Source organism: Streptomyces sp. NBC_01304 (assembly GCF_035975855.1).
Taxonomy (GTDB): domain Bacteria; phylum Actinomycetota; class Actinomycetes; order Streptomycetales; family Streptomycetaceae; genus Streptomyces.
The window spans coordinates 1213593-1231242 of sequence record NZ_CP109055.1 but is presented as its reverse complement, the minus strand read 5'-3'; the positions used below and the strand labels follow the sequence as shown (position 1 = coordinate 1231242).

Genomic DNA, 17650 nt, shown 5'->3' with positions numbered 1-17650 from the left:
GAGGGAACCGGTCAACGCCGTATCGGTGGGCGTGCTGCCGAGGCTAGGATCACGCAGCGATTCCCGTCCAACACGAAAATGGCATCCACTGATACCGGGAAGGCATCATTGTTCACGCTCGCCCAGCTGACGAACTTCGTGGCGGTCGCCGAAGAGCTCCACTTCGGGCGGGCCGCCGAACGTCTGCAGATGACCCAGCCACCGCTGAGCCGCCAAATACAGCTCCTGGAGGGCTACTTGGGGGTCCAGCTCTTCGACCGCACCAACCGTTCCGTGCGGATGACGCCCGCGGGCCGCGCCTTCCTGCACGAGGCCCGGCGCATCCTGCGCCAGGCCGAGCAGGCCACGCTCGCCGTGCGTCAGGTGTCCACCGGCGAGGCGGGCAGCATCGCCATCGGCTTCACCGCCGGGGGCGCGTACGCGATGCTCGACCGGCTCCTGGACACGGCCCGCCTGGCCATGCCGGCCGTCGAGATCGTGCTGCGCGAGATGGTCACCCGCGACCAGTTCGAGGCGCTCGCCGAATCGAGCCTGGACCTCGGCCTGGTGCGGCCGCCGGTGACCGATCCCGATCTGGCGTCCCGCATTGCCGCGAGGGAGAAGCTCGTCGCGGCGCTGCCCGCCAGACACCCCCTCGCCGAGGGCCAGGAGCCGCTGGACATCGCCGCCTTCGACGGGCAGGACGTGCTGATGTACTCGCCGATCGAGGCGCGCTACTTCCACGAACAGCTGATCAGCGTCTTCCGCGCCGCCCGCATCACCCCGGTCTTCACCCAGTACCTGAGCCAGGTGCACAGCATCCTCGCCCTGGTCAACGGCGGCTGGGGCATCGCCCTCGTCCCCGAGACCGCCGCCAGCCTGCGCTATGCGGGCGTGGTGTTCCGGGACGTACGGCTCACCGCGCCCGCCCCGGTCGAGCTGATGCTCGCCTGGCGCCGGAGCAACGACAATCCTGCGCTGCACGCCTTGCTCCAGCACTTGTGAGCCGCCGGCAGACGCCCTGCTCCAGCACTTGTGAGCCGGACCGGAGGGCTCCTCACTCCCGCAGTTCGGCCGTGAAGCTGCGCCCGTACGCATGCCGGGTCGTGACCTCGACCAGGGTGCCGCCGGGCACCGCACGCACCAGCACGCCCTCGTCCGCGGAGACCTGCTTCAGCCGCCGCCCCCGGATCAGCACTTCGATGGTGTCGCGCCCCGTCGTCGGATCCGCGACCGCGAGGCTGACCCGGCCGTGGCGCGCACGCCGCAGCAGCACCGAAGCGGGGCCGTCGATGCGCAGTCCGGCGACCTCGTGCCGGCCGGGCGTGAACGTGTTCACGGCCGTCAGGCCGAGTCCGGTGTGGACGACGGCCTGCCGGCGGGTGGAGTTCGCCACGACGTGCAGCGGCCCCTCGGCGTACGCGCGCACGCGGGACTCGTCCGCGTTCGGCAGCAACGCATAGGCGAGCCGGGCGGGTTCGGCGCCGGGGGAGTGCTCGACGGTGATGCCGAAGACCGTGCGGGTGACGGCCGTGTCGGGGTTCGCGGCACGCACCACGCGCCGGCTGCGGGTGACCCGGTCCGCGGAGACCCGCACCGGGGGAGTGTCGAGGAAGAGATAGCCGACCGAGCTCTTCGTGGTGGAGTCGGTCATGAGCAGGCTGCGCAGCTCGGCGGTACCGGGACCGTTCCACGGGCGGCCGTCACGCCGCACCCCGACGAGCCGGAGCTCACCGTCCGGCGCCGCGATCCGGGTGTCGAGCGTCGTCGTCACCGCCCGCCCCGCCGGGTCGCCGACCCCGGCCGCGAGCACCACGATCTCTTCGTCGAACAGGAACCACGACTTCGTCGCCGTCGCATTGCGGTACGTCACGAAGTCGTCCGGGAGCAATGCCCGGTCCCGCACCCCGACGTCGTCGGACTGCACCATCGCCGCAACCCCGTACGCGCCGAGCACCGCACCACCGGAGTGTTCGGCGGTACCGCGCGGGAAGTAGACGTACTTGTTCTGCGACTCCGAGGACGAGGTGAAGTTCAGCGGGTGCCCGGGGTTGTCGTAGAACTGCTTCCCGTACAACTCCGGTACGGTGCCCCGCTGTTCGACCGGCGCCGTCACCCCGGCAAGGCCGTACGGCGAGACGGTCGTGTAGTAGTCCACGCCGAAGGCCTGGGTCTGGTCCTGCCCGGCGAGATAGAGGTAGTGGGCGCCCTCGCCCTGGAACCAGGGCATCAGGTTCTCGCCGAGCATGTACTCGTACTTGCTGATCCGCGCGGAGCTGCGGGCGAGCGCGAACGCGTACCCCGGTCTGCGGTGCACCGCGCGGTCCATGGCGTTGAACGCGACGCTGCGCGCGGCCGGGTTGAGGTCCGCGGGCGGGATCGCCTCGTCGGCGAGGAGCGCCGTGTAGCGCACGATGCTGACCGGTGAGACGAACGCGGTCGGGTCCAGGGCGGCGCGCGAGGTGGCGCGGATGTGCTTGACGTAGCTCTTGAGCGCGGTCGCGTCCGCGCCGCTCGCCAGCGAGGACAGATCGACGACGGCCTCGACGACCACGGCGACATCGGTGTAGCCGGTCTCCGGCCGGGACACCGCCCGGCCCTTGACGATCTCCATCATCCAGCCCTCGAAGATCAGCGGCGCGAAGCCGTCCCGCACCCAGCCCCGCACCACCGGCACCAGGTTGTCGCCGTGCGCGAAGCCGCTGCCGTCGAGGATCTTCAGGGTCTGTACGACCCGGGTGAGCAGGCCCTTGCCGTAGGAGCCGGTGTAGGCGACCGAGGAGTGCTGGATGAACGACCCGTCGGCGTAATGGCCGTCCGTCACCTGGTGGTTGAGGTGGTACGGGTCGATCGTGACGAACACCGTCAGCTGGTCGGTGAGGGCCTTGCGGATGCGGGCCTCGTCGTCCAGGACCGCGCCCTGCAGGATCCTGTTCGTCGTGATGTCCGCGAGGTTGGCTCCCGTGTGGAAGCGGGAGTCGAGGTTCACGTCCCCGTCGATGCCGTTGCGCAGATAGGCGTCCATCGAGGCGACGTAGGTGCGGACGAGGTCCGGGCGGTATTCGCCGAGCCGGTCGAGGAGCAGCACCAGAGTGCGGCTGATGTGCTGAGGGATGCCGATCTCCCAGTGGAACCAGTTGCCGTAGTAGCCCTTGGACTGGTCGCCGTAGTAGCGCTCGTGCAGCCACACCAGGCCGTCGATGACACGGCGTTGTACGGGCGTGCTGTCGTACAGGTCGGCGGGGATTCCGGGTGCGCGGGTGGCGAGTGCGATCTCGTACAGCCGGCGGAACGCGGTGTTGAGGTTGGTCTCGCTGGTGCCGAGGACCAGGCCCGCGAACAGTTCGTCCGGGCCCGCCGCGTCCATCGCCGCGAGGTTGGCGCGCGCGGTCTTCTCGATCGCGGCCAGCTTGGCGGCCGTCTCGGGCCGGGCGTTGGAGTCGGCGGTGCCCGCGAACACCGCCACGGTGTTGGCGAGCAGCCGCCCACGGTCGGCGGCGGCCGCCGGCCATGCGGGCAGCACGGTGAGCAGGCCTGCGGCCGACAGTGCGGACAGCAGATGTCTGCGGGTGAGCTCCATGCCGACCTCCGTCGCTGGGTTCCGGCGGCGGAGTCAAGCAGATCCCCGAAGGGCCGACAAGGGTGGGGAGTCGGGCATCCGCCGACGAACGGACCTAGGGCCTGTCTTCAAACTCCCGTCGTCGCCCGAAGGGCGGCCTTGCGGCGAGAGGGGGTCCCCCCTGCTCGAAGAGCTTGGGGGAGCGTGCCAGGCGTCGCGAGGCAGACGGGAGTTTGAAGACAGGCTCTACGCCCTGGGCCGGTAGGGCAGCGCGAGCGGGCTGTGTGTCCGCCCGAGCGGCAGCCGCCGGTTGCCGGGCGGCAGTGCCGGAGCCACCCGGCGCATCCGCAGCGCGTCGACGGACTCGGCGAGGAGCTCGTACTCCGTGGTCTCGTCGTGGGCGACGAAGCGCACCAGGAGACCGCTCGCCAGCTGCACCGCCACGACCTCCTGACGCACCGGGTCGCTGCGCCAGGCCCGCAGTTCGGTGGGCGCGTCGGGAGTCCCGGGCGGCACCGGGGCCAGGGCGGCCGGCGGCAGTCGCGTGGTGTCGGGCGTCGGGTCGAGCCGCTCGGCGAGCCAGGTGGCGCGCTCGCGCAGCCACCACAGCGCCAGCGGCAGCGACGGTGCGCGATAGGTGCCCAGGGGCACCCCGATGCGCCGGCCCCGGTGGACGCCGTACCCGGTGACCTCGCACAGGAACTCGTCGTGCACTGCCGCTCCCCCCTGTGACGACCGCCCGTCGGGCGGTTCGGCCGGTGCCGTGCCGGTGTTGCGGGGTCAGTACGGTGGTGCGGGCGGGATCGCAGGGAACTGCCGGGAAACGACAGCTCCTTCCGCTCTTCAACCATTGTCCTGCCGGGCCCGGCGCCAGCGGCATATGCGCCGGGGGTTTGGCCGAGAGTGGTCTGCGGGCCGTGGCCGGTACGGCAGGCGATCGGGCCCTCGCTGAGCGTGAGGCGATGCGTGCGCCAACGGGACGCGCGACTGCGCAAGAGGCGGGGATCGCCTCGCGGGGTGACCCAAATCACCTGACATGAAGGGAAGTTGAAGCCCGAGGGTGTGTATGCCCCGAGGGACTTGGGAGAGGGGTGTGAAGGGCGGCAAACGACGGCAAACGGTGGAGCGCCCGCTTCCGCCTGTCGTCGCCGCGCGCGGCGGCCGGACGGAAGTCGGGCATCTGTTCACAGGGATGGCCGGACTTCGACGCTGGAACTGGCCGGTTCGCCGCGGGAGTTCGGCCGATGCGCCATCGAACTCGGCCGAAATGCCACCGGAGGCGGCCGATACACCACCAGTGCCGGCCGAAGCTCCACCGGAACCTGTCGCAGCTCGCCCCCTCACCACACAATGGCAGGGACACGCTCGCCGGGAGACCTGACGCTCGTACCGGAGGCGGCCATGCGGCCACGCCCTGCCCTCATCGGCTCGACCTTCATCGGCTCGACCCTCGCCGTACTGGCCCTGCTGCTCGCCGGGCTGACCATCGCCGGCCCCGCCTACGCTACGGGCCGCGCGGGCCCGGCGGCGACCGCGGTGCGCGGCGGTGACGTGATCTACGGCGACCACGGCGGCCGCTGCACGGTCGGCTTCAACGCCCGCAAGGGAAGCGCCACTTACGCCCTGCTCTCCGGCCACTGCGTCCAGGGCGGCAGCACCTGGTACGCGGACACGGCGAGGACGGTCCAGATCGGCGTCACCCAGGCGGTGAGCTTCCCCGGCAACGACTTCGCGGCGATCCGCTACACCAACACCACGCTCACCTACCCGGGCGAGGTCAGCCTCGGCTCCTCGGGCGTCCGCGACATCACCGGCGCGGCCAACCCCACCGTGGGGCAGTCCCTGTGCCACGTCGGCAGGGCGAGCGGATACCACTGCGGCAGGGTGCAGGCGGTGAACGTCACGATCTCCTATCCCGAAGGCACGGTGAGCGGACTCTTCCGCTCCACCATCTGCTCCGAGCCCGGCGACCTCGGCGGTCCCGCGTTCTCCGGCACCACGGCCCTCGGCCTCATCGTCGGGGCGAGCGGCAACTGCGCCACTGGGGGCACGACTTACTACCAGCCCGTCACCGAGGCGCTGTCCGCGTACGGCCTCTCGCTCTACTGACTGCTAGCGGGGACCGGCGGCACCGGAGCCCGCACCCACCGCGGGCTCCCGCCGGAACACCCAGGACACGCTCGGCTCCACCACGAGCCGGAACGCGCGCCGCACCGGCAGCGTGCACAGCACCGTCGCCACCGTGACCGCGGCGGCCGTCACGGCGAGCTCGCCGAGCGGCGTGTGTAGCCACGGGTGGGCGTACCAGTCCCAGAAGCGGGCGGACTTGATCAGGAAGCCGTGCAGCAGATACGCGTAGAGCGTGCCCGCGCCCAGCGAAGTGAACCAGCGCCGCCGGCCCGGCACCCACGCCAGGAAGCACGCCGAAAGGAGCAGCGCGAGCCCGAACAGCGCGGGCGTCGCGATCAGCCCCGCCCAGGCCGGCACCCCGCGCCCGGTCACATCGCCGCGATGGTAGAACCACCCCGAGTCGAACCAGGGCGCAGCCCAATACGCCGCCACCAGAGCCCCAACTCCGGCCGGCAGCGCGGCAAGCCGCACTCCCCGGGAACGTACCCACGCGAAATGCTCGGGCCGCAGCACAAGCCCCACCACGAAGGCCGGCAGGAACGCGAGCACCCGCTGCAGCGCCAGATCGCCGCCGAGACCGGGCGAGGCCGAGGCCAGCGCGGCCACCGCGACGGAGGCGGCCACCGCGACCGCGGGGCGCAGCGCCAGCCAGATCGGCGTGCTCAGGCGCCAGATGAACAGCGCGAGCAGAAACCACATGACATACCAGGGATCGAGCAGGCTCAGCGGATAGTGCGGATCGTCCTGCGCCCAGCGGTAGAACAGCGTGTACGCCGTCTCGAAGACGAGGTACGGCACGACGACGCTTGTGACCAGGCGGCGCAGCCGCTTCGGCGCGGTGTCGAAGGTGCGCGAGAAGTAGCCCGAGACCAGGGCGAAGGCGGGCATGTGGAAGGCGTACACGAGGAGGTAGAGCGCGGTGGCGGCGCGGCTGCCGTAGGTGAGGGGCTCCCAGGCGTGACCGCAGACGACGAGCACGATCGTCAGGAACTTGACGTTGTCGAAGTACGCGTCGCGCTCCCGCGAACCGCCGCCCGCCCCCTCGGCCGCCCGGCCCGGGTCCGTTGCCGGGTTGTTCGCCGCTGCGGGCTGCGTAGGACGGTCCAGTTGCTGCATCTCTCCCCTGGCGGTTCCGGGCGCCGTGGGTCGGCACCTGTTCCAGCTCGGTTGCCCAGGAGACGCGGGAGCATGCGCGGGACAAGGGGTACGGGCGTCAGGTGCACGGCGCCGTGAACGGGATCTCCGGGAAGTGGAGCTGCCATTCACCCCGGGTGAGCGTGCCGGCGGTGGCGTCGCAGACACGGCGTGCGGCCCGGTCGACGTCCAACTCCCAGAGTCGCACGTCGATCCCGCCGCTGGCCAACGTGTGCCCGTCGGGGCTGAAGGCCAGGGACTGGATGGTGCTGGTATGGCCGGTGAGGGGTTCGCCCTGCGGGGTCGGCCGAGCCCGGTCGCCCAGGTTCCACAACCGCACCACCGCGCCCGAACCGCCGGCGGCCAGCGTGCCTCCGGTGGGGCTGAACGCCAGGGCGTGAAGGTCGTCGTCGCCGACAGCCAAGGGCGGTGACAGGATCGTGGGGCGGTCGGCCCCGGCGAGACTCCACAGCTGTACCGCCGCACCGCCGGCGGCGGCGAGAGTCTGTCCGTCGGGGCTGAACGCCAGCGCATGGGCCGTGGCTTTGAGAGGTGCCCCGAGTGCCGTGGGGCGGGCCGGATCGGCCACCTTCCACAGGCGGACCGTCCTGTCGTCGCCGGCGGACGCCAGGGTGTGCCCGTCAGGGCTGAAGGCCACCGAGTGAACAGGGGCCGCGTGGCCGGTGAGGGGCGTGCCGAGCTGCCTGGGGCGTACCGGATCCGCCACGTCCCACAGCCGCACCGTGTGGTCCTGCCCGCCGCCCGCCAGCACCCGCCCGTCGGGGCTGAACGCCAGCGACCACATGTTTGCCTGCCCGGTAATCAGTTCGGCACCGAGCGGTGCGGGCCGGGCCGGGTCGGCCACATTCCACAGCCGCACTGCCCTGTCGGCCCCCGTGGCAAGGGTGCGCCGGTCGGGGCTGAAGGCCACCGAGTGGATCTCTCCGGTGTGGTCGACCGTGGGTCTGCCCAGCGGGGTGGGGCCGGCCGAGTCTGCCGTCTTCCACAGCCGCAGCTCGCCGTGCTCTCCGGCGGTGGCGAGCGTGCTCGCGTCCGGGCCGAACGCCAGGGGATCGTGGGCCGAGGTCACAATCGTGCGTGGAAGGTTCCACAGCAGGGTGGTTCCGCCACCGCCTGCGCTGGCGAGGGTGTGTCCGTCGGGGCTGAAGGCCACCGAGCGCACGCCTTCGGTATGCCCGGCCAGCGGCTTTCCCAGGGAGGTGGGATCGTACGGATCGGTCAGATTCCACAGTCGGACCGTGTCCCCTCCCGCGGTAGCGAGGGTGTGTCCGTCGGGGCTGAAGGCCATCGACCTGATCGCGCTCGTGTTGTCGGCCAGGGGGCCGCCGAGGAGTCTGGGCTGCGGCGCGTCGTCGGCCAGACTCCACAGGCTCAGCGTGTTGTCGTTCCCGGCGGTGGCGAGGGTGTTCCCGTCCGGACTGAACACCATGGTGTTGGCGACGGCCTTGAGGGGTTTCCCGAGTGGAGTGGGGCGGGCCGGGTCCCGCACGTTCCACAGCCGGAGCCCACCACGGTCGGCGGCGGCCAGCACATGTCCGTCGGGGCTGAACGCCACGGTATGGACGGTGGTCGCCAGGGGTTTGCCGAGCGGGCCGCGGTGGGCCGGATCATTGAGCTTCCACAGTTGCAGGGGCCCCGTGAAATCGGCGATGGCCACGGTGCGGCCGTCGGGGCTCAGTGCCACCGAGGCGATGACGGCGGAATGACCCATGACTTGTCGCAGGGGCCGGGGACGAGCCGGTGTCGTCACGTTCCACTGCCGAACCGCACCGCCGATCCCTGCTGCGACGAGTGTGCGCCCGTCCAGGCTGAACGCCATGCTGTCGACGGTCGAGTCGTGCTGCAGGGGCCGTCCCAGCGGCAGCGGGGGGATACCTGAACTGGCCGACTTCCAGAGCCGGACCGTGCCGTCGTTGCCGGCACTTGCCAGCGTCTTTCCGTCCGGGCTGAACGCCACCGCGTTGACGGAACCCTTGTGGCCGTGCAGCGGCATGGACAAGGGGCCGTTCGCGTCAGCGATCAGACGCGTGCGTACGTCCTGGTCATCGGCCCGCAGGCGATGCGCCACCAGGTCGAACCGGGCGGCGACTGAGGACTGGCTGTCGTACAGCCGCTCGGCCTCGGACGTGATGCGGTTGAAGATGACGTTGTCACGTTGCCCCTGGGCGTCCGCGCGCTGCTGGAAGGCGAAGACCGCGGCGGCCGAAGCGACGAGCGACAGGGAGGCCAGGACGGCGATGATTGTGCGGCGAACCCGGGTGCCGCGTCGTTCCTGACGGGTGGCGGCCTTGAGGAACTCCGAGGCGGTGGAACTGGTGGGGGACTGCTGGGACCGGACGGCCCAGGTGCGGACTGCTTCCAGCCGGGCGCCGCGGTAGAGCATCGTGCTGTCGCGGCGGGCAACGTCCCAACCGGCGGCTGCCTCTTCGAGATCCTGATGAATGAGGTGACCTGCCCGGTCCTCGCCGAGCCACTGCCGCAACCGGGGCCAGGCGTGCAGCAGAGCCTCGTGCGTGATCTCGACGGTGTCCTGGTGCCGGGTGAGGAGGCGGCTTCGGGTGAACGTGCCGACGATCCTGTCGCAGGACTCCGGGGCACCGCAGGCATTCCGCAGAACGGCGAAGGGCAGTCGGCGCCGGGTGTCCTCGATGCCGTCGCCGATCTTCACCAGGCGCAGGAAGACCGCACGAGCGGAGTGCTGCGCGGGTGGATCCAGGCCGGTGTAGAGGCGTTCGGCGGTGGCGGCGACGGCGCGGCCGATGCCGCCGGTGTCCCGGTAGCCGTCCACGGTGAGGGTGTGGCCGTCCCGTCGCTGCCAGGTGGCGCGCAGGGCGTGCGCCAGGAGCGGCAGACGTCCGGCCTCGTACGCTCCTGGCGGGCCGGCGCCGGGCGGTGCGCCGAGATCACGCAGGAGGAGTTCGACCAGGCCCGGCTCGATGTCCAGCCCTTCGGTCCTGGCCGGGAAGAGGACCGCTTCGCGCAGTTCGGTCTCCGTCATGGGGCCGACCAGTATCTGGCGGTCCTGCAACGCGGTGCGCAGCCATGGATGGCCGGCGCACGGCGTGTAGAAGTCCGAGCGCAGCCCGCAGATCACCAGTGCGGTCGGGCCCGTGCCAGGGGTGGCGGGCCGTGCGAGGGCATCGAGGACGCCGACGAAGTCGCGCTGCTCCTGCTCGTCCTCGCACTCGCTGAACAGCTCCTCCAGTTGGTCGACCACGACCACCAGCCGCCGGTCCGGCCGACCCGGGCCGGCGCCCGGCGCCCGTAGCGCTGTGCGGAGCAGGTCCATGCACGCCTGCGGGTCTGCTGCCAGCGCCTCGGTCATCTGCTGCGGACCGACACCCGAGCCATGGGCCAGCTGCTCGGCCAAGACCGTGCACGGACGGGTGCCGGGGGTGAACAACAGGCGTGGCCAGTCCTCCGACCCCGCGGCCGGCAGGGCGCCACGGGCCAGAGCGGGGAGCAGACCGGCCCGCAGCACCGAGGATTTGCCCGCACCGGACGGGGCCACCACCATCAACGGCCCGCCCGTGGCCATGAGTTCGTCCAGGCGCACCAGAATGCTCGCCGTGACCGTGTCCCTGCCGAAGAACCAACGCACCTGCTCCGCACCGAATGAAGCCAGCCCCGGGTAAGGGCACTCGTCCGCCGTCGAGGCTGCGACGGTGGTGCTTCGGCGGGATCGGCGCACGCCGTCGGTGTAGTGGACGTGCAGATCCCGCTCCGCGATGTACTGGTCCCGTCGGGCCTGGTAGATGCGGCTTCGGCCGGATGCCCGGGCCTGCGGAGGAACCCCTTCGCCGTCGCCCGGCGGCCGGTCCTCGAAGTCGTTCATCACTCGGTGATGTGCTGGTCGCGGCCCGCCTGATACACACGGGTGTGGCCGGTGGCCTTCGCCCTCATCGTCAGTGTCCCGATCCGGGTCTGCTCCTGGCGGGTCAGCAGGGGAGTCAGCTGTGCGTCGAGCAGTTCGCGCAACTCGCCGGCGACCGCCGGATTCTCCCGCAGCAGGGACTGCAGCCGGTTCTGCCAGCCCGCCGTCAAGGCCAGTTCGGCCTCTGCCGCTCCGGTTTGACGGGCTGTCAGTACTCGGGCGCGGGCCTCGACGAGCTCCTCGTCGATCTCATCGACCTGTGCCGGCCGCACGCGACGCCAGACCGCGATCACGGCAGACCGGGCTTGCTCCCATGCGTCGGTGGCCATGGCCCCCACCAGGGCGGTTCCCGTCGCCAGCACAATCGGATCCATCGCACCCCCCACGTACGGACTCCGCCCACCACGCTAGCGGCATTTCATGGTGAGAGCGTCGTGGCTGCGGCTGTCGGGCAGAGCAGCTTGTCCCCGGTGGCCGGCGGGCCCTCGACACCGCTGCGGTCGTAGATCACCGGCACGACGGTACGGCCGCCGGAGCCGACATGGATGTCGAAGACCCGGCCGTGCCCCCGCACGGGCACCAGGCGGGCGCCCGGCAGGGCGGCCGTGAGCGCGGGTGTGTACCGGGCCCGGACCGGGTCGTAGTAGATGACCGTCCGGTCCGTGTGCGGCGGCGGGGCATGGTGCGGTGGGCCGCTGAGGACCGTGAACCCGGCGCGCAGCAGGGCGAAGCCGACCTCGTCGTCGGAGGCGCGCAGGTGGATGGCCGACAGCGGCACGCCCACCCGCGTCCCGCCCTGCGGCTGGATGCGGGGATCGCCGGTGAGGGGGCGGTCCTCGCGCAGCGCCGACCACAGGGCCGCGGCGCGCTCGCGGTCCCACAGCACCGTCGACCCGGCCCCGGGCACGAAGTGGTCGACGTCGGCGACGGGCACGTTCGCGAACTCCGTCTGCTCCGGGCGCAGTCGGCCCACCGCGGAGCCGAGCGCGACCAGGTCGGCGAGGCTCGTGGCGGAGTCGGTGCGTACGAGGTCACGCAGGGCGGCGACCGTGCGGAGCGTGGCGACCGGGCCGTCGAGCGCCCCCGCCTCCCGCAACTTGCCGATCAGGCCCGCGAGCAGGCGCTGCTGGCGGCGCACCCGCCCGCCGTCGCCAGGGGGGTTGACGTGCCGGGCGCGCACATAGCGCAGCGCCTTCTTGCCGTCGATGAGGTGGGTGCCGGGCGTGAGCCGCAGCCCTGCCGAATTGTCGCGCAGGAGCTTGTCGGTGCAGACGGTGGCACCGCCGAGCCGGTCGACCACGCCGACGAATCCCCGGAAGTCGGTCTCCAGATAGTGGTCGATGCGCAGCCCCGTCGCCCGCTCCACCGTCCGCTTCGCCAGGTCGGCCCCACCGCGCCGGAACGCCTCGTTGATCTTGCCGGACGTGCGGGCCCCGGGCGGGTGCGGGTGCTCGGCGAACTCCACGTAGGAGTCGCGGAGCACGGACACCACGCTCATCCGCCGCCCGTCCTCGGCGAGATGGACGACCATCATCACGTCGGTGCAGTCGCACTGCTTGCCGCCGACGTGCAGCCGGTGCTGCTCGTCGGCCGACATGCCCGCGCGGCGGTCGATGCCGACCACCAGGATGTTGGTGCCGTGGTGTGCGGCGGTGTCCGCGTCGCCTTTCGACGCAGGTCCGGCAGCGGTCAGGGTGCCGCCCGCGAGGGCGGCGACGAGGGCGGTGGTGACGGCGAGGCGGCGCATGCCCCTCAGGCTCGCGCAGGGTCGACCGGAGCGCCGCTCCTGCTCCCGCAGACGGAGCAAGCAGTGGCCGGGGCCGGTCGTGATCACCCCTGGCCCGGGCCACGGGCCGGCCGCGTCAGCGGGCGGCGCCGAGACTCCGCCGGGGCCGCCGCGCGGCCGGCTTCCGCTCCTGACCGCCCTGACCGCCCTTGCTGTCCTGGCCGTCCTTGGCCCACAGGGACCGCACATGACCCAGATGCCGCGTCATGCACTTCTCCGCACCCCTGGCGTCCCCCGCCAGCATCAGGTCGAGGAGCTCGATGTGCTCCTCGGCCGAGGGCAGCAGCTCGCCGCGCTCGTCGAGCGTGGTCAGCCCGTAAAGCCGGGACCGCTTGCGCAGATCGCCGACGGCCTCCACCAGCCGCTCGTTGCCGGACAGGGCGAGCAGCGAGAGGTGGAAGAGCCGGTCGGCCTCCAGATAGCCGATGAGGTCGTGCTCGCGCGCGGCCCGCACGATCTCCTCGGCGATCGGCCTGAGCGCCTCCAGGTCCTCGCGCGCCGCACTGCGGGTGATCCGCCCCACCGTGGGCACCTCGATCAGCAGCCGGATCTCGATGTACTGGTCCAGGTCGCGCTCATTGACCTCGGTGACCCGGAACCCCTTGTTGCGCACCGGCTCGACCAGGCCCTCCCTGGCCAGGTCGAGCATCGCCTCGCGCACCGGCGTCGCGGACACCCCGAAGTCCTCCGCCAGGGCGGGCGCCGAGTAGACGCCGCCGGGCTCGAGTTCACCGGAGATCAGGGCCGCGCGCAGTGCGTTCGCCACCTGGTCGCGGAGCCGTTCCCGGGTGGCGCCCAGGTCGCGCTGCTGGAGGTGGCCCATGGCGGTGGTGGTCCCTTCGTGCCTGCGCCCCGCGCCTTCGTGGCCGAGCGGATCACCAGCGTACAATGTCACGTTGTTTTCGCAGGTGCGCGCGGGTGTACGGAAGTTCCGGCCACAGCCCCGGTGACAACCGCAGCCACGGTCACAGCAAGAACCCGGCAGGGAAGGGGTCTTGGGGATCGAGGAAGTATTGCGCGGTGCCGGTGATCCAGGCCCGCCCCGTGATCCGCGGCACGACCGCCGGGAGCCCGCCCACCACCGTCTCCTCGAGCAGCCTGCCGGTGAACTCGGTACCGATGAACGACTCGTTGACGAAGTCACGGCCGAGCGGCAGCTCACCGCGGGCGTGCAGCTGGGCCATGCGGGCGGAGGTGCCGGTGCCGCAGGGGGAGCGGTCGAACCAGCCCGGATGAATGGCCATGGCATGCCGCGAGCGGTGCGCGTCGGAGCCCGGGGCGGTGAGATGGACGTGCTTGAGCCCCGCGATCTCCGGCTGCTCGGGGTGGACGGGACGATCCGGCGAGGCGTTGATCGCGTCCATGACGGCCAGTCCGGCGGCAAGGAGCTCTTCCTTGCGGTCGCGGTCGAACGGCAGCCCCAGGTCGTCGAGTTGGACGAACGCGTAGAAGTTCCCGCCGAAGGCGATGTCGTACGTCACCGTCCCGTATCCCGGCACCTCCACCTTGCGGTCCAGGCCCAGACAGAACGCGGGCACATTGGTCAGCGAGGCCGACTTCGCGACGCCGTCCTCGACCTGTACGTCGACGGGGACGAGCCCGGCCGGGGTGTCCAGGGTGACCCGCGTGACCGGCTCGGTGACCGGCACCATCCCGGTCTCCACCAGGACGGTGGCCACCCCGATCGTGCCGTGGCCGCACATCGGCAGGAGCCCGGACACCTCGATGTAGAGGACTCCGTAGTCCGCGTCGGGGTGGATCGCAGGCTGGAGGATCGCGCCGCTCATCGAGGCGTGGCCACGAGGTTCGTACATCAACAGTGTGCGCAGGTGGTCCAGGTGCTCGATGAAGTGGAGCCTGCGCTCGGCCATCGTGGCGCCGGGTATGACGCCGACGCCGCCGGTGATGACACGTGTCGGCATGCCCTCGGTGTGGGAGTCGACGGCGTGGAAGACATGACGGGTACGCATGGTGGATCCTCCGAATTCCTCGGCTGGGACTGCCGGTTGCTCAGTGGGTGACCGCCGGTTGCTCGGCGGTGTCTGCCGTCCGCTCAGTGGTGTCCGTCGGCGACGGCCTTCTCGGTGGCGGAGAGCACGGCCGCCTCGACGGCCCCCGTGAGCGGCCGGCGGGGCGCCCGGGTCGGGCCGCCGGGCCGTCCGGCGAGGTCCATGGAGAGCTTGATGGCCTGCACGAACTCGGTCTTGGAATCCCAGCGAAGCAGCGAGTGCAGGGACTTGTAGAGGGGCAGGGCCCGCTCCAGGTCACCGGCCGCCGCCGCGTGGTACAGCTCGGCGCAGGAGGCGGGGAAGGCGTTCGGATAGCCGGCGATCCAGCCGACCGCGCCCGCGAGGGCCAGTTCGAGCAGGACGTCGTCGGCGCCGACCAGGAGATCCAACTCCGGTGCCAGCTCGGCCAGTTGGTAGGCCCGGCGGACGTCGCCGCTGAACTCCTTCACGGCCACGATGTGCCCGGCCGTGTGCAGTTCGGCCAGGAGCTCCGGTACGAGGTCGACCTTGGTGTCGATCGGGTTGTTGTACGCGACCACGGGCAGGCCCGCCTTTGCCACCTCGGCGTAGTGGGCGCGTACGGCGTCCGCGTCCGCGCGGTAGGCGTTCGGCGGAAGCAGCAGCACGCTGCCGCAGCCCGCCGCGGCGGCCCGCTCGGCCCACAGCCGGGACTCCGCGCTGCCGTACGCGGCCACCCCGGGCATCACCCTGGCCCCGTCCCCCGCCGCGTCGACGGCGGTCGACACCACGCGGGCCCGCTCCTCGGCGGTGAGGGTCTGGTACTCGCCGAGCGAGCCGTTGGGGACCACGCCGTCGCAGCCGTTGTCGAGCAGGAAGCGGACGTGCTCGGCGTAGGCGTCGTAGTCGATGGAGAGGTCCTCGCGCAGCGGGAGGGCGGTGGCGACCATGATGCCGCGCCAGGGGCGGTCGGTGGTCCAGGAGGTGCTGCTCTCGTTCATGGCTGACTCCTTGCGGGTGCGGGTGCGGGTGCCGTGCGGTGGTGTGGTCAGGAGGCTTCGGTGGCTTCGGCGGGGAGGTCGGCCAGTGCGGCCAGCGGCACGGGGGAGGCGAGCGGGCGGCGGTCCGGGGCGGGACCGGCACCCGAGAGGCAGGCGACGGCGGCCGAGCACATCCGGCCCTGGCACCAGCCCATCCCGGCCCGGGTGAGGAGTTTGACCGTGCGGGCGTCCCGGGCGCCGAGCTCGGCGGTGGCCTCACGGATGCGGGCCGCGGTGACCTCCTCGCAGCGGCAGACCTCGGTGTCGTCGGTGAGCCAGGCCGTCCAGCCGGGGGCCGGGGCGTGCACGGCCGCCATGGCCTCGGCGAAGGTACGCATGCGGGTGATGCGGCGGCGCAGCTTGGCCGACCGGGCCAACAGTGGCTCGGAGTCCGGGGGTTGGGCGGTGAGACGGGTGGCAGCGGCGATCCCGGCCAGCTCGCCCTCGGCGCGGGCCGCGCTCGCGCCGCCGATGCCGCAGCTCTCGCCGGCCGTCCAGACGCCGGGGACCGAGGTCTCCTGGTCCGGGCCGGTGTCGAGGGCGTGGGTGCCGTCGGGGGAGCGGCGGGTGGCGCAGCCGAGGGCGGTGCCGAGGTCGGTCTGGGCCACCAGGCCGTGGCCGACCGCCACCGCGTCGCAGGGGATGCGGCGGGCCGTACCGGGGATCGGACGCCAGTCGCGGTCGAGGCGGGCCACGGTGACGGCTTCGACCCGGTGAGTGCCGTGGGCCGCGACGACCGCGCTGCGGCTGCGGAGGGGGATGCGGTGACGCAGCAGGGCTGAGCCGTGGGTGAGTGCCTCGGTGAGCTTGCCGGGGTTGGCGGCGAGGGCCCGCAGGTGCCGGGCGTAGCCGGGGTAGCCGGCGGCCTCCACGACGGCCGGGATCTCGGCGCCGGCCGCGGCGAGCGAGGTCGCGGCGGCGAGCAGCAACGGCCCGCTGCCCGCGACGACGATGCGCCGCCCGGGCAGCACCAGGCCGGACTTCAGCATGGCCTGGGCGCCGCCCGCGGTGATCACTCCGGGCAAGGTCCAGCCGGGGAAGGGCAGTTGGCGCTCGACGGCTCCGGTGGAGAGGAGCAGGACCCGGGCGCGCAGAACTACGGGCGTGCGGTCCGTTCCGTCGGCGCCGGTGAGTGCGTGGACGGCGAAGTGGTCGCCGTCCCGGACCACGCTCCACACGTGGTGCGCGGGGAGATGAGTGACGGAGGGGGTGGCCGCGAGACGGTCACGGAGTTGTGCGTACGCCGCCCAGTCGTGGTGCAGGGCCTCGGGGCGCCGGGCGCGCAGGCCGGGCGCGGGGTGGCGATAGAACTGGCCACCGGTCTGCTCGGCGGCGTCCACCAGGGCGACGCGCAGGCCGAGTTGACCGGCGGCGACGGCCCCGGCGAGGCCGGCTGGGCCTGCGCCGATGACGGCCAGGTCGTAGCGGACGGGGGGTTCGGCCGCGGTGGCGGGCTCGACCGGCTCGGCGGTCTCGGTCGCCTGCGCGGTCCCGAGAGTCTCGGTCGCCTGTGCAGGCCAGAGAGCCTCGGTCGCCTGTGCAGGCCAGAGAGCCTCGGTCGCCTGTGCAGGCCCGGTTGACTCGTTGGCTTTGGGGGTGCCGGGCGCCTCATTGGGGCTGCTGGCTGCCTTGTTCAGCCCGTCCGGCGTTTGAGGACACCGCCCGGAGGGCGGAAGGCTTCGCAGAATCACGGGAAGGGGCGGGGCGGGGAAATCCTCGGTGGACGCGACGGCCCCGCACGGTATCCGCGATTCAGACGGCGGTTCAGACGGCGGTTCAGACGGCGGTTCAGACGGCGATTCAGATGGCGAGGTCGGCACGGCCGTGACCCTCCTGCGTGGTGATCGCGTCGCCGGACCGGGCCGGAACGAGGCAAGCACGGCGATTGGGCGAGCCATTGACGGTGGCCAGGCAGTCGTGGCACTGCCCGATGCCGCAGAAGGCACCCCGTGGACGGCCCCCGGTGCGGGTGGTGCGCCAGGCCACGATGCCCGCGGCCCAGAGCGCGGCGGCGAGGGACTGACCCGGCAGAGCGGGGACCGGACGCCCGTCGAAGGTGATCTCGAAGGCGGGGCCTGGTGCGGCGTCCGCCAGCTCGGCGGGCGTGGTGCGGCGGAGTTTCACAGGGATCGCTTCCCCTTCGGTACTCGGTGCGACGGC

Annotated in this window: 13 protein-coding genes; 2 read left to right on the top strand and 11 right to left on the bottom strand. The window is 72.0% G+C overall.

Annotated features, from left to right (window positions below; translation table 11 throughout):
* Nucleotides 1-108: 108 nt before the first annotated feature.
* Nucleotides 109-984 carry a LysR substrate-binding domain-containing protein gene (locus OG430_RS05370; protein WP_327358963.1) on the top strand — a complete coding sequence of 292 codons (876 nt, stop codon included), beginning with the start codon at nucleotides 109-111 and terminating at the stop codon, nucleotides 982-984.
* 52 nt (nucleotides 985-1036) lie between these two features.
* On the opposite strand, the gene OG430_RS05365 is transcribed toward OG430_RS05370, so the two are convergent.
* Nucleotides 1037-3559, bottom strand: a complete 2523-nt coding sequence (locus OG430_RS05365; RefSeq protein WP_327351246.1) for a polysaccharide lyase family 8 super-sandwich domain-containing protein — start codon at nucleotides 3557-3559, stop codon at nucleotides 1037-1039.
* A 225-nt stretch (nucleotides 3560-3784) separates the two neighbouring features.
* On the bottom strand, nucleotides 3785-4252 hold the full coding sequence (locus tag OG430_RS05360; RefSeq protein WP_327351245.1) for a hypothetical protein: 468 nt from the start codon (nucleotides 4250-4252) through the stop codon (nucleotides 3785-3787).
* Nucleotides 4253-4939: 687 nt separating this feature from the next.
* Here OG430_RS05360 and OG430_RS05355 point away from each other — a divergent pair.
* Nucleotides 4940-5647 (top strand): S1 family peptidase, encoded by a 708-nt coding sequence (locus OG430_RS05355; RefSeq protein ID WP_327351244.1) that lies wholly within the window; start codon nucleotides 4940-4942, stop codon nucleotides 5645-5647.
* 3 nt (nucleotides 5648-5650) lie between these two features.
* Here the strand turns inward: OG430_RS05355 and OG430_RS05350 are convergent, their stop codons facing one another.
* From OG430_RS05350 to OG430_RS05310, 9 genes are all read right to left on the bottom strand, one after another.
* Nucleotides 5651-6784: an acyltransferase family protein gene (locus OG430_RS05350; protein WP_327351243.1), complete on the bottom strand. Its 1134-nt coding sequence runs from the start codon at nucleotides 6782-6784 to the stop codon at nucleotides 5651-5653.
* A gap of 97 nt (nucleotides 6785-6881) precedes the next feature.
* A complete protein-coding gene (locus OG430_RS05345; protein ID WP_327351242.1) occupies nucleotides 6882-10658 on the bottom strand; it encodes an nSTAND1 domain-containing NTPase in 3777 nt (1258 codons plus the stop codon).
* A complete protein-coding gene (locus OG430_RS05340; RefSeq protein WP_327351241.1) occupies nucleotides 10658-11071 on the bottom strand; it encodes a hypothetical protein in 414 nt (137 codons plus the stop codon). The genes OG430_RS05345 and OG430_RS05340 overlap by 1 nt, the downstream gene beginning before the upstream one ends.
* 44 nt (nucleotides 11072-11115) lie before the next feature.
* Nucleotides 11116-12444 (bottom strand): LCP family protein, encoded by a 1329-nt coding sequence (locus tag OG430_RS05335; protein WP_327351240.1) that lies wholly within the window; start codon nucleotides 12442-12444, stop codon nucleotides 11116-11118.
* 115 nt (nucleotides 12445-12559) lie between these two features.
* Nucleotides 12560-13306 (bottom strand): GntR family transcriptional regulator, encoded by a 747-nt coding sequence (locus OG430_RS05330; RefSeq protein WP_327358962.1) that lies wholly within the window; start codon nucleotides 13304-13306, stop codon nucleotides 12560-12562.
* 142 nt (nucleotides 13307-13448) lie between these two features.
* Nucleotides 13449-14453, bottom strand: a complete 1005-nt coding sequence (locus tag OG430_RS05325) for a proline racemase family protein (RefSeq protein WP_327351239.1) — start codon at nucleotides 14451-14453, stop codon at nucleotides 13449-13451.
* Between the two features lie 83 nt (nucleotides 14454-14536).
* Entirely contained in the window at nucleotides 14537-15451 is a 915-nt protein-coding gene (locus OG430_RS05320; protein WP_327351238.1) for a dihydrodipicolinate synthase family protein, read from the bottom strand.
* Between the two features lie 47 nt (nucleotides 15452-15498).
* Nucleotides 15499-16908, bottom strand: coding sequence for an NAD(P)/FAD-dependent oxidoreductase (locus tag OG430_RS05315; protein ID WP_327358961.1), 1410 nt, complete (start codon nucleotides 16906-16908; stop codon nucleotides 15499-15501).
* A 382-nt stretch (nucleotides 16909-17290) separates the two neighbouring features.
* Nucleotides 17291-17614 carry a (2Fe-2S)-binding protein gene (locus OG430_RS05310; RefSeq protein WP_327351237.1) on the bottom strand — a complete coding sequence of 108 codons (324 nt, stop codon included), beginning with the start codon at nucleotides 17612-17614 and terminating at the stop codon, nucleotides 17291-17293.
* Between the last annotated feature and the right edge of the window lie 36 nt (nucleotides 17615-17650).

What these genes read in the sequence shown, in the direction of transcription:
- OG430_RS05365 (WP_327351246.1), bottom strand. Translation starts at nt 3,559, where the DNA reads ATGGAGCTCACCCGCAGACATCTGCTGTCCGCACTGTCGGCCGCAGGC.
- OG430_RS05355 (WP_327351244.1), top strand. Translation starts at nt 4,940, where the DNA reads ATGCGGCCACGCCCTGCCCTCATCGGCTCGACCTTCATCGGCTCGACC.
- OG430_RS05350 (WP_327351243.1), bottom strand. Translation starts at nt 6,784, where the DNA reads ATGCAGCAACTGGACCGTCCTACGCAGCCCGCAGCGGCGAACAACCCG.
- OG430_RS05345 (WP_327351242.1), bottom strand. Translation starts at nt 10,658, where the DNA reads ATGAACGACTTCGAGGACCGGCCGCCGGGCGACGGCGAAGGGGTTCCT.
- OG430_RS05340 (WP_327351241.1), bottom strand. Translation starts at nt 11,071, where the DNA reads ATGGATCCGATTGTGCTGGCGACGGGAACCGCCCTGGTGGGGGCCATG.
- OG430_RS05335 (WP_327351240.1), bottom strand. Translation starts at nt 12,444, where the DNA reads ATGCGCCGCCTCGCCGTCACCACCGCCCTCGTCGCCGCCCTCGCGGGC.
- OG430_RS05330 (WP_327358962.1), bottom strand. Translation starts at nt 13,306, where the DNA reads ATGGGCCACCTCCAGCAGCGCGACCTGGGCGCCACCCGGGAACGGCTC.
- OG430_RS05325 (WP_327351239.1), bottom strand. Translation starts at nt 14,453, where the DNA reads ATGCGTACCCGTCATGTCTTCCACGCCGTCGACTCCCACACCGAGGGC.
- OG430_RS05320 (WP_327351238.1), bottom strand. Translation starts at nt 15,451, where the DNA reads ATGAACGAGAGCAGCACCTCCTGGACCACCGACCGCCCCTGGCGCGGC.